The 15,134-nt window shown below is 53.7% G+C and carries 15 protein-coding genes; 3 read left to right on the top strand and 12 right to left on the bottom strand.

Going from position 1 to position 15,134, the window contains the following annotated elements; genetic code table 11:
• Positions 1-20: 20 nt before the first annotated feature.
• Positions 21-743, top strand: coding sequence for a DUF1481 domain-containing protein (locus ABT58_RS11850; RefSeq protein ID WP_047874615.1), 723 nt, complete (start codon positions 21-23; stop codon positions 741-743).
• A 103-nt stretch (positions 744-846) separates the two neighbouring features.
• On the opposite strand, the gene purD is transcribed toward ABT58_RS11850, so the two are convergent.
• Together purD and purH are read right to left on the bottom strand one after the other, a co-directional pair.
• Positions 847-2,139 (bottom strand): phosphoribosylamine--glycine ligase, encoded by a 1,293-nt coding sequence (purD, locus tag ABT58_RS11845; RefSeq protein WP_047874614.1) that lies wholly within the window; start codon positions 2,137-2,139, stop codon positions 847-849.
• Positions 2,140-2,422: 283 nt separating this feature from the next.
• Complete coding sequence (purH, locus tag ABT58_RS11840) at positions 2,423-4,015, bottom strand: bifunctional phosphoribosylaminoimidazolecarboxamide formyltransferase/IMP cyclohydrolase (protein WP_047874613.1); 1,593 nt, start codon at positions 4,013-4,015, stop codon at positions 2,423-2,425.
• A 211-nt stretch (positions 4,016-4,226) separates the two neighbouring features.
• Between purH and zntR the strand changes: the two genes are divergently transcribed.
• Together zntR and ppnP are read left to right on the top strand one after the other, a co-directional pair.
• The gene (gene zntR / locus ABT58_RS11835) at positions 4,227-4,697 is read left to right on the top strand and encodes a Zn(2+)-responsive transcriptional regulator (RefSeq protein ID WP_047874612.1); all 471 of its coding nucleotides are present in this window, start codon (positions 4,227-4,229) and stop codon (positions 4,695-4,697) included.
• A 92-nt stretch (positions 4,698-4,789) separates the two neighbouring features.
• Positions 4,790-5,071, top strand: coding sequence for a pyrimidine/purine nucleoside phosphorylase (gene ppnP, locus ABT58_RS11830; protein ID WP_047874611.1), 282 nt, complete (start codon positions 4,790-4,792; stop codon positions 5,069-5,071).
• 105 nt (positions 5,072-5,176) lie between these two features.
• Here the strand turns inward: ppnP and ABT58_RS11825 are convergent, their stop codons facing one another.
• The 10 genes from ABT58_RS11825 to acs all read right to left on the bottom strand — a co-directional run bounded on the left by ABT58_RS11825 (position 5,177) and on the right by acs (position 14,866).
• A complete protein-coding gene (locus ABT58_RS11825; protein WP_229821771.1) occupies positions 5,177-5,725 on the bottom strand; it encodes a fasciclin domain-containing protein in 549 nt (182 codons plus the stop codon).
• Between the two features lie 152 nt (positions 5,726-5,877).
• Positions 5,878-6,174: a DNA-binding transcriptional regulator Fis gene (fis, locus tag ABT58_RS11820; RefSeq protein WP_005372656.1), complete on the bottom strand. Its 297-nt coding sequence runs from the start codon at positions 6,172-6,174 to the stop codon at positions 5,878-5,880.
• Between the two features lie 22 nt (positions 6,175-6,196).
• Positions 6,197-7,162: a tRNA dihydrouridine synthase DusB gene (dusB, locus tag ABT58_RS11815; protein ID WP_047874609.1), complete on the bottom strand. Its 966-nt coding sequence runs from the start codon at positions 7,160-7,162 to the stop codon at positions 6,197-6,199.
• A 164-nt stretch (positions 7,163-7,326) separates the two neighbouring features.
• Positions 7,327-8,211 carry a 50S ribosomal protein L11 methyltransferase gene (prmA, locus tag ABT58_RS11810; RefSeq protein ID WP_047874608.1) on the bottom strand — a complete coding sequence of 295 codons (885 nt, stop codon included), beginning with the start codon at positions 8,209-8,211 and terminating at the stop codon, positions 7,327-7,329.
• A gap of 115 nt (positions 8,212-8,326) precedes the next feature.
• Positions 8,327-9,784 carry a sodium/pantothenate symporter gene (gene panF / locus ABT58_RS11805; RefSeq protein WP_047874607.1) on the bottom strand — a complete coding sequence of 486 codons (1,458 nt, stop codon included), beginning with the start codon at positions 9,782-9,784 and terminating at the stop codon, positions 8,327-8,329.
• Positions 9,777-10,058 (bottom strand): YhdT family protein, encoded by a 282-nt coding sequence (locus ABT58_RS11800; RefSeq protein ID WP_047874606.1) that lies wholly within the window; start codon positions 10,056-10,058, stop codon positions 9,777-9,779. Before ABT58_RS11800 ends, panF begins: the two co-directional genes overlap by 8 nt.
• Positions 10,059-10,252: 194 nt before the next feature.
• Positions 10,253-11,596 (bottom strand): acetyl-CoA carboxylase biotin carboxylase subunit, encoded by a 1,344-nt coding sequence (gene accC / locus ABT58_RS11795; RefSeq protein WP_047874605.1) that lies wholly within the window; start codon positions 11,594-11,596, stop codon positions 10,253-10,255.
• A gap of 12 nt (positions 11,597-11,608) precedes the next feature.
• Positions 11,609-12,067, bottom strand: coding sequence for an acetyl-CoA carboxylase biotin carboxyl carrier protein (accB, locus tag ABT58_RS11790; protein WP_047874604.1), 459 nt, complete (start codon positions 12,065-12,067; stop codon positions 11,609-11,611).
• A gap of 19 nt (positions 12,068-12,086) precedes the next feature.
• On the bottom strand, positions 12,087-12,542 hold the full coding sequence (aroQ, locus tag ABT58_RS11785) for a type II 3-dehydroquinate dehydratase (RefSeq protein WP_047874603.1): 456 nt from the start codon (positions 12,540-12,542) through the stop codon (positions 12,087-12,089).
• Between the two features lie 374 nt (positions 12,543-12,916).
• Entirely contained in the window at positions 12,917-14,866 is a 1,950-nt protein-coding gene (acs, locus tag ABT58_RS11780; protein ID WP_047874602.1) for an acetate--CoA ligase, read from the bottom strand.
• Between the last annotated feature and the right edge of the window lie 268 nt (positions 14,867-15,134).

Genomic DNA, 15,134 nt, shown 5'->3' with positions numbered 1-15,134 from the left:
TTATCTGGCGGAGTTTTTCCATGAAACGTCTTCTTCTTTTCTTCTCCATCTCGCTGTTAGCGGGGTGCGCCTCCAGCCCGACGGTTACCGTTCCAGAAAACAGCCTGACACCGATTTTGACGCACACTGGCGGGGAAACCCTTGGTGATCACACCGCGTTGTATTGGTATACCTCACAGCAAAATCGACCTGTCCGTTTGGGCGATTACGTGATGACCGGCGATCAAGGGCATTATCAGTCTGACTACCGTTGGCGCGAAGGCCAATTGCGTGAACTGCAGCGTGAAGGTGAGCAACTGGATGAGCAGCAGCTTAAGCCGTTCTCATTAACGGTGCGCTACGACACCCAAGGCCGTGCCGTTTTCCAGCGCTACACGCTGGGGGATGAACGTATTCCTCTGACCAACACCCAACTCTATGAGCTGACCCAAGATGCCCAGCGTGGCGTTGATGTGGTGAAAGCACAGCGCCGTGCCGATCGTGCGCTGGTGCAGGGTTACTGGCAGCAAGGGGCGTTTTATCCTTGCAGCAACACCGGCACCCAATCGGCCGATGCCGTACGGGTGAGTTTTTCTCCGGCATTGCCTGCCCATCTGCGAGAGCAGTTTGAGCCGATCCAGCAGCAGGGCTACATGGCGGTGGTCGGGGACATGAAACGTCAGAGCCTGACGGCCCAACAATTATTGATGTTTAACACGACTCAGCCGCGCTGTCTGACCGCACCGACCTTGCTCAAAGGCTGAGTGAGTCGGTTGAATGAATAGACTGACGATGAGCTGATACAAAAAATGCGCCGATGGGCGCATTTTTTATAGGTGTGACACGCGGTTGAAACCACAGACGCGATTAGCTGTCTTGCTGCTCGCGGGCAATGGCACGGTAGCCGATGTCATTGCGGTGGAACATGCCATCCCAGCTGATTTGCTTCGCCAGTGCATACGCGCGCTGCTGGGCTTCTGAGACGCTGTGGCCCAATGCCGTGGCACACAGTACGCGACCGCCGTTTGTCACCACATCGCCATTCTGGTTCGCCGTACCGGCATGGAACACCTTCTCTCCCTCGATTTCCAACTGAGGCAGGCCGTGGATGGCATCTCCCTTGTTGTAAGCCGCTGGGTAGCCGCCTGCGGCCAGTACGATACCGATAGAGGCACGCGGGTCCCATTTGGACTCCACGCTGTCCAGCTTGCCGTCAATGGCAGCCAGACACAGTTCCACCAAGTCTGATTCCATGCGCATCATGATCGGCTGGGTTTCCGGATCGCCAAAGCGGCAGTTGTACTCAATCACTTTTGGCGTGCCGTCAGCATCGATCATCAGTCCTGCGTACAGGAAGCCGGTGTACGGATTGCCTTCTGCCGCCATGCCGCGCACGGTCGGGTAAATCACTTCTTCCATGATGCGGTTGTGGATCGCAGGTGTCACCACTGGGGCCGGTGAATATGCACCCATGCCGCCGGTGTTCGGGCCGGTGTCTTTATCGCCGACACGCTTGTGATCCTGGCTGGTGGCCATGGCCAGCACGTTCTCACCGTCCACCATCACGATGAAGCTCGCTTCCTCACCATCGAGGAATTCTTCAATCACCACACGGCTGCCTGCGTCGCCAAACACGTTATCGGCCAACATGTCTTTGATCGCCGCTTCCGCTTCTTCCAGTGTCATCGCGACAATCACGCCTTTACCTGCAGCGAGGCCATCGGCTTTCACCACAATCGGTGCGCCTTGCTCACGCACGTAAGCGAGTGCTGGCTCAATCTCTGTGAAATTGGCGTAAGCACCGGTTGGGATCTGGTGGCGGGCCAGGAAATCTTTGGTGAAGGCTTTAGAGCCTTCCAGTTGTGCAGCCGCTTGTGTTGGGCCGAAAATCGGCAGGCCCGCTTCACGAAATGCATCAACCACACCGATCACCAGAGGGGCTTCCGGGCCGACAATGGTCAGTTCAATCTGTTTCTCTTGTGCAAAGGCAACCAGTCCTGCGATGTCTTCCACGTCAATGTTGACGTTTTCCAGCTTAGGTTCCAGTGCGGTACCGGCGTTGCCCGGGGCGATGAATACGGTTTCTACGTTCGGGTTTTGTGCGGCTTTCCAACCCAGTGCATGTTCACGACCGCCAGAACCAATAATCAATACATTCATGTTTTAAAATCCTTATAGCGTCGTCAGTGTTTTAATTTCGGCGTCAAAAGTGCTCATTTATGCTTATAAACTGCGCGCTTTTTCCTTGAACTTAAAGTCACTGACTTGCTCTATGTATTTCAAATATCGGAATACTTAAAAAACAAAATTATAAGTTTTGCTCAAAGTAGTTGGTGCTGTGGCTAGGCAGCAATTGAGCCCATCCCCGGGAGCATAGCCCGCTATGTGACCGGGGTAGGCGAAAGCAGCTAACGACGCCACAGTGCCAAATACGAAGAGGAAATTAGTGGCGGAAATGACGCATGCCCGTAAAGATCATCGCCATGCCGTGTTCATCGGCTGCGGCAATCACTTCGTCGTCACGCATTGAGCCACCCGGTTGGATCACACACTTGATACCGGCTTCTGCTGCGGCATCAATGCCGTCGCGGAACGGGAAGAAGGCATCGGAGGCCATCACGCTGCCTGCCACTTCCAGGCCTTCATCCGCCGCTTTAATGCCGGCGATTTTGGCGGAGTACACGCGGCTCATTTGGCCGGCACCCACGCCGATGGTCATATCACCCTTGGCGTAGACAATCGCATTGGACTTCACGTACTTGGCGACTTTCCAGCAGAACAGGGCATCTTTCAATTCTTCGTCGGTTGGCTGGCGCTGAGAGACCACTTTCAGATCGTCCAGTGTCACCATGCCCTGATCGCGCTCTTGCACCAGCAGGCCGCCGTTGACGCGCTTCACGTCAAAGCCGGTGGTCTTGCTTGACCACTCGCCACACTCCAGCAAGCGCACGTTTTTCTTCGCTGCCACCACGGCAATCGCTTCAGCCGTAACTTTCGGTGCGATGATCACTTCCACGAACTGGCGCTCAACAATGGCAGACGCCGTTGCAGCATCCAGTTCACGGTTAAAGGCAATGATGCCGCCAAACGCAGAGGTTGGATCGGTCTGGTAAGCGCGGTTGTAGGCTTCCAGAATGTCGCCCCCAAGTGCCACACCACATGGGTTGGCGTGCTTGACGATCACACAGGCTGGCTCGTCGAACTCTTTCACGCACTCCAGTGCGGCATCGGTATCGGCGATGTTGTTGTAAGACAGGGCTTTGCCCTGAATTTGGCGGGCGGTAGAGACAGACGCTTCTTCAGGGCTGGCTTCCACATAGAAAGCGGCCGCCTGATGGCTGTTTTCGCCATAGCGCATGTCTTGTTTTTTCTCGAACTGCTGGTTGAAGGTACGCGGGAAAATGGATGCCTCATCGCCTTCTTTGTTGTCGCCGTACGATGGCACCATGGTGCCGAAGTAGTTGGCGATCATGCCGTCATAGGCCGCTGTGTGTTCAAACGCCGCAATGGCTAAATCAAAGCGGGTCGCGTGAGTCAGTGAGCCGTCGTGCGCAGCCATTTCGGTCAGCACGCGGTCGTAGTCGTGGGCATTAACCACAATGGTCACGTCTTTGTGGTTTTTCGCCGCTGAGCGCACCATGGTCGGGCCGCCGATATCGATGTTCTCGATGGCATCTTCCAATGTGCAATTTGGGTTGGCGACGGTTGCCGCAAACGGATAAAGGTTCACGACCACCATGTCGATAGGGGCAATGCCGTGCTCCGCCATGACAGCGTCATCGGTACCGCGACGGCCAAGGACTCCACCGTGAATTTTCGGGTGCAGGGTTTTCACGCGGCCATCCATCATTTCCGGGAAGCCTGTGTGATCGGACACTTCTGTGACCTGAATGCCTTGCTCGGCAAGTAACTTAGCGGTACCGCCAGTCGACAGGATATCGACACCACGAGCAGCCAGTGCTTGAGCAAATTCAACAATACCGGTTTTATCTGACACGCTGATGAGCGCACGGCGGATAGGACGAGCGTTTTCCATTGCTACCATCTCTTATATACACGGGGAATATTTGCCAAAAGCGACGCGGCGGGGCACTGGCCTTTGGTAAATACCCTCGGTTAGAATCAAAGATACCGGGTATGTCCAAGAGTGATCCTTGTGATCAACGTGGCATATTTTACATTAATTCTCGTGTTGCGCAAACGTTTGCTTTTTGGTTTGGGTAACCACCAACGGGGAAGGGCTTACGATGTATTTGATTGGCCAGCTGGCAAAGCGCTGTGACGTCAGTAGCGATACGCTGCGCTTTTATGAAAAGAACGGCTTGCTGGTGCCGTCGGGCCGCAATGAGAGCGGCTACCGCCTCTATAGTGAGGAGGACTTGTCGCGTATTCGCTTTATCCTGCGCGCCAAAGCGGTGGGGCTGAGCTTAGATGAGATCCGTGAGCTGCTGGATATTCGTTTGGAAGCCTGTCAGCACAGTTGTGCCGAGGTCAAAGCCATTACGCAGGCCAAATTGGATGAGGTGGACAGTAAGATTGCCGAGCTGCAACGTATTCGTGGTGCCCTGCGTAAAATCAATGATGCTTGTTGTGGTCACGCCGATGATGATGCCAGCCACTGCTCGATTTTAGAGGCGCTGGGGGATGACGTGCCGGCTGATCGTTCCGTCCGGTCGTCGCGGTGTTGCGAGAAACATACACACGACAAAGAGTTGTGATGAGAGTCAAAGGGCGCCGTAAAATACTATTGGGTACTACAGATGACTTGTGATAGTTTCAAAGCATTACATTGTTATTGATAGGGAAAGTCATGTTGAAAGTGAATGAATACTTCGATGGTCAGGTGAAATCACTGGGGTTTGAAACATCAGGTGAGCGCGCGAGTGTGGGCGTGATGGCACCGGGTGAATATACCTTTGGTACCGCCGCACCGGAGCGCATGACAGTAGTAAAAGGCGCCTTGACCGTTAAACTGCCGGGTCACATTGAGTGGGAAACCTACCATGCGGGTGACGATTTCGAAGTCCCTGGGGATTCGTCCTTTGATCTGAAGGTTACCGAGCCGACGGCGTATTTGTGCGATTACCTGTAAGGTAAGCGCGCCTGCAAAAAGTACGATAGAAAAAAGCTTCGCCTGAGCGAAGCTTTTTTTGTGCCGGCGTATCGTGATACCGCTGCAATGCTGCGTTTTTATATTCTATTTCGCGTCTTTTTCTGTGTCTTTCTGCGGTGGGATCAAGACTGTATCAATCACATGAATAATGCCGTTGCTGGCCGGAATGTCCGCAGTGATCACTTTGGCGTTGTTGATCATCACCCCGTCCTCGGTTTCTGTGATCGTCACGGGCTCACCTTGTACCGTGGCTGGCAATTTCAGTTTGGTGACTTCTTTGGATGAGATCGCGCCTGGCAGCACATGGTAGGTCAGGATGGCTTGCAATTTTTCTTTGTTTTCCGGCTTCAGCAGCGCGGCCAGTGTGCCGTCTGGCAGTTTCGCAAAGGCTTCATCGGTCGGTGCCAGAACGGTGAATGGCCCTTTGCCTTCGAGCACCTCAACCAAATCTGCCGCTTTAATGGCCATGACCAAGGTCTGGAAATCATCGTTATTGGCAGCCACTTGGACCAGGTTTTTTTCTGCCTGTTCGGCTTTGCTGTCGCCGTGGTGCTCAGCAAAGGCCAGTTGACTGACAGAGAGAAGCAGGGCACTGAAAGCCAGAGTGATGACGCGTAACATCCTATTCATCAGGGATTACCTCTTCGTTATGGGGAAGAACCAAGATAGGTACGTTCAGATAGGCAGTATGGTTCACCGTGGGAAGAGGGACGTCTTGGGATTGAGACAAACAAAAAGGCCTGCACATGTGTGCAGGCCTTTTTGTGGGAAAAACTAAGCAGGGCTTAGTTCATGCCGTATTTCTTTAGCTTCTTGCGAAGAGTACCACGGTTGATACCCATCATGGTTGCAGCGCGTGTTTGGTTACCGCGAGTGTACTGCATGATGGTGTCCAGTAGTGGCTGCTCAACTTCTGCTAGCACTAGCTCGTACAGATCATCGACTTCCTGACCGTTTAACTGAGCCAGGTAGTTTTTTAGCGACGCCTTTACAGAGTCACGAAGTGGCTTCTGTGTAATTTGGTCCTGTGAAGTTACAGTTGTTACTGTTAATGCTTCGGAAGTCAGATTTTGTTCGAACATATTCTGTTAGCTCTTCTCGTATTTATGCAACGTTTTCGAAGTAGCCTTGCAGCGCATCGAGTTGCTGTTGGGCATCTTCGATAGCGTTGAAGGTTTGGCGGAACTCACCTGCTGGGGCATGCTCTTTCAAGTACCAAGACACATGCTTACGTGCGATACGCAAACCGAGGAACTCGCCATAGAAGCGATGTAGTTCCTGAACATGGCCCAGCATAATGCCTCCTACTTCCGTCATTGACGGGGCAGGAAGGTGTTCGCCTGTTGTTAAATAGTGGTGGATTTCCTGGAAAATCCACGGACGACCTTGTGCAGGTCGACCAATCATCAAGCCATCGGCACCGGTGTAATCCAGTACAAAGCGGGCCTTTTCCGGTGAGTCGATATCACCGTTCGCAATCACCGGAATCGAGATCGCTTCTTTCACTGTCTTGATGTAATCGTATTCTGCCTCGCCTTTGTACATACAGGCTTTGGTTCTGCCGTGCAGAGCCAGGGCCTGAATGCCACATTGTTCGGCAAGTTTGGCAATATCAACGCAGTTTCGGTTTTCAAGATCCCAACCGGTACGCGTTTTCAGCGTCACAGGTACATCCACCGCATCCACCACGGTACGAAGAATCTCTTCGATCAGGTGTGGATACTGCAGCAGGGCAGAGCCTGCCAGGCGTTTGTTGACCTTTTTTGCCGGGCAACCCATGTTGATATCGATGATTTGCGCACCGTTCTCAACACTAAATTGCGCCGCTTCAGCCATCAGTTTTGGATCAGCACCGGCGATTTGTACCGAGCGGATCCCTGATTCGCCTTCATGCACCATACGGTTTTGGGACTTGGCGGTTTTCCACAGGTCTGGATTGGACGACATCATTTCGCTGACTGCCATGCCTGCGCCAAAGCGAAGACAAAGTTCACGAAATGGCCGATCGGTCACACCTGCCATGGGCGCGACTATCAGCTGGTTTTTAAGTTGATAAGGACCGATCTTCAAACGTCTGTTCCTGACTATGCCAGTAAGGGCGCGCATTTTACGCATTTTTTCGCATTCTGAAAAGGCCAATAATTGAGCATTTCGTTTTTGAATTACGAAACTGTACTTTTTTCAATCAATTGGCCAATATTCCAGCGGAAAAAATAATGCTTCAGGCCGTCGGCTTATGCCTTACGACCTGCGATGCGACACCAGTCTTCACGCACTGCCGTTGGGTCTAGCGTCAGCTCGTCGCTGTAGTAGGTCGCCACGTCTTCCGCTTGGGTTTCCAGCACGCCAGAAATGGCCAGCAGACCACCGTCTTTTACCAGGCTCTTGATCACTGGAGACAGCTCGCGCAATGGACCGGCAAGGATGTTGGCAACCACGACGTCTGCCTGAATGCCTTCAGGTTGGTCTTGTGGCAGGAATAGCTCTAGCTTGTCAGCCACGCCGTTGCGCTCTGCGTTGTCACGCGAGGCCAGGATAGCTTGTGGATCGATGTCGATACCGATCACTTTGGCTGCGCCCAGTTTGATCGCCGCAATCGCCAGAATGCCAGAGCCACAACCGAAGTCGATCACGGTTTTGCCTTCCAGATCTTGGCCGTCTAGCCACTCTAGGCACAGTGACGTCGTTGGGTGGGTACCCGTACCGAACGCCAGACCCGGGTCAAGCATCACGTTGACAGCGTCTGGTTCTGGGGCTTCACGCCAGCTTGGGCAGATCCACAGACGACGGCCGAAACGCATTGGGTGGAAGTTGTCCATCCACTCACGTTCCCAGTCTTTGTCTTCGATTTGCTCAATTTTGTACGCAAAATCGTCGGCGATCAGCGGGCTGTTTTTCAGCATGTTCAACACGAAGTCCATGTCCGTTTCCGCGTCGTATAGGCCAACAACATCGGTGTCGCCCCACAGACGGGTTTCACCCGGAAGGGGTTCAAAAACAGGCGTATCTTGCGCGTCAAGGAAGGTGGCGGAGACTGCACCGGTCTCTTCCATCAGCATGTCGCCAATAGCTTCAGCATTGGCTGCTGTTGCGTTCAGTTTAATTTGAATCCAAGGCATGGTTATTTCGCTTTTTGGTTAGCTACGGTTCAAGGATGCGGAGTCTAGCATGAAATTTAGGCAGTATAAAAAAAGATAGCACCGGAAGGTGCTATCTGAAGGGGGAAGCGAAGATTTACGCTTGTTGCGGTGTCTGGATTGGCACCGGTTTGACTAAGCTGCCAACGACAAAGGCGATCAGGCCGACCAGCAGGGTCGGGATAATGGCATGAATGCCGCCCATATCCGGCTTGATAACCGACAGGCCGATGTAACACACCAAGCCACAGATCATCGAGGCAAAGGCGCCGGTGGCGGAGGCGCGTTTCCAGTACAGCCCCAGTACCAATGGCCACAGGAACACCGCCTGCATGCCGCCAAACGCCAGCAGGTTCAGCCAGATGATCATATCCGGCGGATTGGTGGCAGCAATGAACACCAACAGCGAGAAAATCCCGGTCACCCATAGTGACAGTTTCGGCAGGCGTTTTTCAGCATCCGGTGCGGTCAGGGCTTGCGGGTTGATGTAGTTCAGGTACAAGTCTTTGAGCAGCGTTGCAGAGGCCTGGATCAGCTGCGAGTCAATGGTCGACATGATTGCCGCCATCGGACCGGCCAGGAAGACACCCGCAACCACAGGCGGCAGAACCGTCATCATCAGGGTCGGCATGATTTGATCCGGGCTGGCAATGTCCGGCACCAACGCGCGGCCTAATGCGCCCGCCAGGTGCATGCCCAGCATCAGCAGGGCGACCATCGCGGTGCTGATCACCATGCCTTTATGCAAGGAGCCGCTCGACTTGTACGACATACAGCGCACGGCGGCGTGCGGCAAACCAATCACCCCAAAACAGACCAGTACCCAGAAGCTGAGCATAAACGGCTGGCTGAGGAATTGATCGGGCCCATACGGGGAGATCAGTGCCGGGTCGATATCATGCAGGGTATGGATCATTTCCCCGACGCTGCCGCCGGCGTGGACAATCCCTACCAACAGGGCGATCGTACCGATGATCATCATGATCCCCTGTACGGTATCGGTCATCACGACGGCACGGAACCCCCCGATAGTCGTGTACAGACCCACCGTGACCGCAAACAGCATCAGGCCGTGCTGGTAAGAGAGACCCGTGACGGTTTGCAGCAGACGTGCCCCGCCGACAAACTGCACCACCATGGTACCGAAGAAGGCCAGCAATAAGGCCAGCGAGGCGAAGATCACCACGCCCCGGTTTTTATAACGGGCATACAGGATGTCATTGAGGGTCAGGGCATTATGGCGGCGGGCTTCAATGGCAAACTTCTTGCCCAGTACCCCCAGCGTCAGCCACGCAGCAGGCAGCTGGATCATGGCCAGCAGTACCCAGCCCAGTCCCATTTTGTAGGCGGCACCCGGGCCACCAATGAAGGAACTGGCGCTGGCGTAGGTTGACGCCAGTGTCATGGCCAGCACAAAGCCACCCATGCTGCGGTTGCCGACCAGGTACTCGGTCAGGAAGCCATTACCGGTGTCACGCTTACGGTTGGCATACAGCGCTACCGCAAAAACAGCCACTAAATAAAGGACAAGGGGAATAAGGAGTTGGCTATTCATCGGTGGACTCCGGTTCGATCTCTAGCGACATGTCCTGATAGAGGTATTTCACCATCAGGCCACACAGTACCGTAAACAGAATGGGGCCGACGATACAGGCGAGCAAAAACCACAGCGGAAAGCCGCCGTAGAGTGTCGGCAGTGTGTCTTCAGTCCCTGACGGTGCAAAGGCATAAGCCGAAATGAACCACCAGACAAAATAGGCCAAGGCTAAGCCGATGGCCCATTTGGCTTCTTTATGCGCCTGTTGATAGCGCGCAGATAGCGTTTTCATGGCGTTGCTTCCATTGGATGAGCGAATGTTCACGGTGATGAGGGATATACCGTGAGGGATTTGCTCAATCTTCACACAAATTAAGGGCGGCTATTGTGGCAAAAGATAGGAGGGAGTGCTAGGTGAAGGGGTATATTGACAGAGAGGATAATAAAAAAGGCTGCCGAAGCAGCCTTTTACAAAACGGATGATCCTTAGTGGATACCGAGTTTCTTCTCCAGATAGTGGATGTTTGCCCCACCGTGCTGGAAGTTCTCATCTTTCATGATTTCTTGCTGAAGCGGAACGTTAGTCTTGATGCCGTCAATGATCATCTCGCTCAACGCGTTCTTCATACGGGCAATCGCCACGTCACGGTTTTCACCGAACGTGATCAGTTTGCCGATCATGGAATCGTAGTGAGGCGGTACGGTGTAGCCCGCATAGATGTGCGATTCCCAACGTACGCCCATGCCACCTGGTGGGTGGAAACGGGTGATTTTGCCCGGACATGGCAAGAAACGCTCAGGATCTTCGGCGTTAATACGGCACTCGACCGCGTGGCCTTTGATCTTGATGTCATCTTGTGTGAACGATAGTGGCTGACCCGCTGCAATACGAAGCTGCTCTTTGATCAGATCCACACCGGTCACCATTTCTGTCACTGGGTGTTCAACCTGAATACGGGTGTTCATTTCAATGAAGTAGAACTCACCGTTTTCGTACAGGAATTCAAACGTACCCGCACCACGGTAGCCGATTTCGATACACGCACGGGTACAACGTTCACCGATGTACTTACGCATTTCTTCCGTGATACCCGGTGCCGGTGCTTCTTCCACCACTTTCTGGTGACGACGCTGCATCGAACAGTCACGCTCACCTAAGTGAATCGCGCCGCCCTGACCGTCTGCCAGTACCTGCACTTCGATGTGACGTGGGTTTTCTAGGAATTTCTCCATGTACACCATGTCATTGTTGAAGGCCGCTTTGGCTTCGGCGCGGGTCATTGCGATCGCTTCGATCAGATCCGCTTCGCTGCGTACCACACGCATACCACGACCACCGCCGCCACCTGAGGCCTTGATGATCACAGGATAGCCAATGCGCTTAGCAAAGGCTTTGTTCTTCACTTCGTCATCGTCAAGCGGGCCGTCAGAGCCTGGTACACACGGTACGCCGGCTTTTTTCATTGCAGTGATTGCCGCCACTTTGTCACCCATGATACGGATAGTTTCCGCTTTCGGGCCGACAAAGATGAAGCCGCTGCGCTCAACTTGCTCAGCAAAATCGGCGTTTTCAGACAAGAAACCGTAACCCGGGTGGATAGCCACGGCGCCGGTGATTTCTGCTGCACTGATGATGCGAGGAATGTTCAGGTAGCTCTCGGTGCTTTTTGCCGGGCCGATACAGATAGACTCATCCGCCAACAGCACGTGTTTCAAATCGCGATCGGCAGTGGAGTGCACGGCGACCGTCTTGATACCGAGCTCTTTGCAGGCACGCAAAATGCGCAGTGCAATCTCGCCTCGGTTAGCAATGACAATTTTATCTAACATAACGCGTCCTGGTTATTCGATGATGACTAGCGGCTGGTCGAATTCAACGGCATCGCCGTCTTCTGCAAGGATAGCAACAACCGTACCGGATTTATCCGCTTCGATTTGGTTCATCATCTTCATCGCTTCAACGATACATAGGGTATCGCCAGCGTTTACCGATTGGCCGATTTCAACAAATGGTTTCGCATCTGGACTTGGTGCACGGTAGAAGCTGCCCACCATTGGTGACAGTACTTGGTGACCCGCAGGTTGTGCAGGTGCCGCAGGCGCTTCTGGCGCAGCGGTTGGTGCTGGTGCTGCGGCAACAGGGGCTGCAACTGGCGCCGGAGCTGCCGTTACAACTTGTGTTGTTACAGGGGTGATTGCACGGCTGATGCGTACAGATTCTTCACCTTCTGAAATTTCCAGCTCAGCAATACCAGACTCTTCTACTAGCTCAATCAGTTTTTTGATTTTACGAATATCCATTTACTTTTCTCTTATATGTTCAGTTGGCGTCTGCGTGCAGGCGTTTCACGGCTGCTTGCAGGGCGAATTCATAACCATCGGCACCCAGACCACAAATTACCCCGACCGCTTTATCGGACAGGTAAGAATGGTGGCGGAAGGGCTCGCGGGCATGGACGTTGGACAGGTGCACTTCAATAAACGGGATATTTACCCCCAGCAGGGCATCGCGGATCGCGACACTGGTGTGGGTAAAGGCGGCTGGATTGATGATGATAAAATCCACGTTGCCGTAGGCGTTGTGAATGGCATCGATCAGCACATGTTCCGCATTGGATTGAATGTGATCTAACGTCACGCCTAATTCGGTTGCTTTGGCAGTTAAATGCGTCACGATTTGGTCTAGCGACTGCTGACCATAATGTCCTGGCTCACGTAAACCTAATAAGTTTAGGTTCGGGCCATTGATCAATAAAATTCGTTGAACGGTCGACATCTTGACGTTATATCACTCGATTTAGAGGTTTTACTTTAACAACGTGCAGAAAGCTGCAAAGTTGCTTCCCTGTGTTCCGTTTTTATCTGCCAAAACATGCTTGAAGTGCAATTATAGAGAATTCAGCGCAAATCGCAGCAAAATACTGGTCTAATCACCGCATTTTAATCTGAACACGTGTACGCTGGGTCACTTCGTGTGACATGAACCACATCGACAGAAAAGGGGATGAATCGCCCACTATGCGTGAGCTTACTGTTTGAGACAATCCCTTGGCGGGATGATTCAATCAGTTTGAGCGGACGATCAAAAAAGCCGCCCGTAGGCGGCTTTTGTCAGACAGATGATTACAAGAAAGTGGGAAATCGAGGCAGTTATAACACTTTTTGCTTCTCTGCGATGAGCTTGTCGACCACGCTTGGATCGGCCAGTGTGGACGTATCGCCCAAGGTGGCGGTATCGCCGGTAGCGATCTTACGCAGGATTCGGCGCATGATTTTACCGGAGCGGGTCTTCGGCAGGGCATCGGTCCAGTGCAGGAAGTCCGGCGTGGCAATCGGGCCAATTTCCTTACGTACCCAGTCTTTTACCTCTTTATGCAGCTCGGCACTCGGGATTTCGCCGTCGTTCAGGGTGATGTAGGCATAAATCGCCTGCCCTTTGATGTCGTGCGGCACACCGACAATCGCGGCTTCGGCAATTTTATCAAATGCCACCAGCGCCGATTCAATCTCTGCGGTCCCCATACGGTGACCGGAAATGTTCAGTACGTCATCCACGCGGCCGGTGATCCAGTAATAGCCGTCTTCATCACGACGGGCGCCGTCACCGGTAAAGTACATGCCCTGGAAGGTCGAGAAGTAGGTCTGTTCAAAGCGCTCGTGATCGCCCCACAGCGTACGCATCTGCCCCGGCCAGGAGTCAATCATCACCAGGTTACCTTCGGTGGCGCCGTCGAGAATGTTGCCCATGTTATCGACCAGCGCCGGTTGTACACCAAAGAAAGGACGGGTTGCCGAGCCCGGTTTCAGTACAGTTGCCCCTGGCAGTGGGGTAATGAGGATCCCGCCGGTTTCCGTCTGCCACCAGGTATCGACAATCGGACAGCGACTGTCACCGATGGTGCGGTGGTACCATTCCCACGCTTCGGGGTTGATCGGCTCACCCACCGAGCCCATCACGCGCAGTGAGGTGCGTTTTGTGCCCGCGACGGCTTCGTCGCCTTTGGCCATCAGGGCGCGGATCGCCGTTGGCGCGGTGTACAGGATATTGACCTGATGCTTGTCGACCACTTCGCTCATGCGGCTGGTGCTTGGGTAGTTTGGCACCCCTTCAAACAGTAGGGTGGTGGCACCGTTAGCCAGCGGGCCGTAAACCAAGTAGCTGTGGCCGGTGATCCAACCCACATCGGCCGTACACCAGTACACTTCGCCTTCCTGATAATCAAACACGTATTTGAAGGTCATGGTGGCGTAGACCAGATAGCCGCCGGTGGTGTGCAATACGCCTTTCGGTTTGCCGGTGGAGCCGGAGGTATAGAGGATAAACAGCGGATCTTCAGCGTTCATTGCTTCTGGCTCACAATGAGAAGAGGCAACAGCGGTGGCATCGTGCCACCAGACATCGCGTTCACTGTGCCATTCGACGTTGCCACCGGTGCGTTTGAAGACCAGCACTTTCTCTACGCTGGTGACGTCCGGGTTAGCCAGTGCATCATCCACATTCTTTTTCAGTGGTACGGCACGGCCGCCGCGCACGCCTTCATCGGCAGTGACCACGACTTTGGCATTGGAATCGACAATACGGCCGGCTAAGGCTTCCGGTGAAAAACCGCCAAACACGATGGTGTGGACGGCACCAATACGGGTACAGGCCAGCATGGCGACAGCCGCTTCGGCAACCATCGGCATGTACAGGCACACCACATCGCCTTTGCGCACGCCTTGGCTCTTTAGGGCATTGGCAAACTGACACACTTGCTCGTGCAGTTCGTTGTAGGTGAGGGTGGCATCGTCGTTCGGATCGTCCCCTTCCCAGATGATGGCCGGCTGATCGCCTCGGGTGGCAAGGTGGCGGTCAATACAGTTGGCCGAGACGTTCAGGGTGCCGTCGGCAAACCAGGCAATGTTGACGTGGCCAGTATCGAATGAGGTGTGTTTGACCTGACTAAATGGCTTGATCCAATCCACGATTTGGCCGTGTTCACGCCAGAAGCCTTCAGGATTGATCACCGATTGCTGATACATTTCACGGTACTGCTCGTCGGTCACGTGGGCGCTGGCTGCAATGTCCTGATTGACTGGGTACAGATGAACGTCACTCATTTTAATTCTCCTTGTGTTCCGTCATTGTCCGTGTGGACCGGAATGTCTCGTCTCGTAGGCCGGAAGCGGTTGTTGTGTCTGACTAACTTCCGCTAGATCGGCGGGTGACTCAATTAGACTTTAGGATGAGAGACGGACCGACGACGGGGATTTTTCGCCATTGCAACGCGGTTGCAGCCAAAAACTTGCGCTCTATCGTGCTGATATTGCGCGGTTTTGGCCGGTTTGTGAGGCGGTTGAACGGCGTGTGAAGAATGATGTGAGCATC

The sequence above is a fragment of the Photobacterium aphoticum genome, from assembly GCF_001029435.1.
In the GTDB taxonomy this organism is placed as follows: domain Bacteria; phylum Pseudomonadota; class Gammaproteobacteria; order Enterobacterales; family Vibrionaceae; genus Photobacterium; species Photobacterium aphoticum.
The sequence above is the reverse complement of the archived record's forward strand: the minus strand, read 5'-3'. Positions and strand labels throughout refer to the sequence as shown.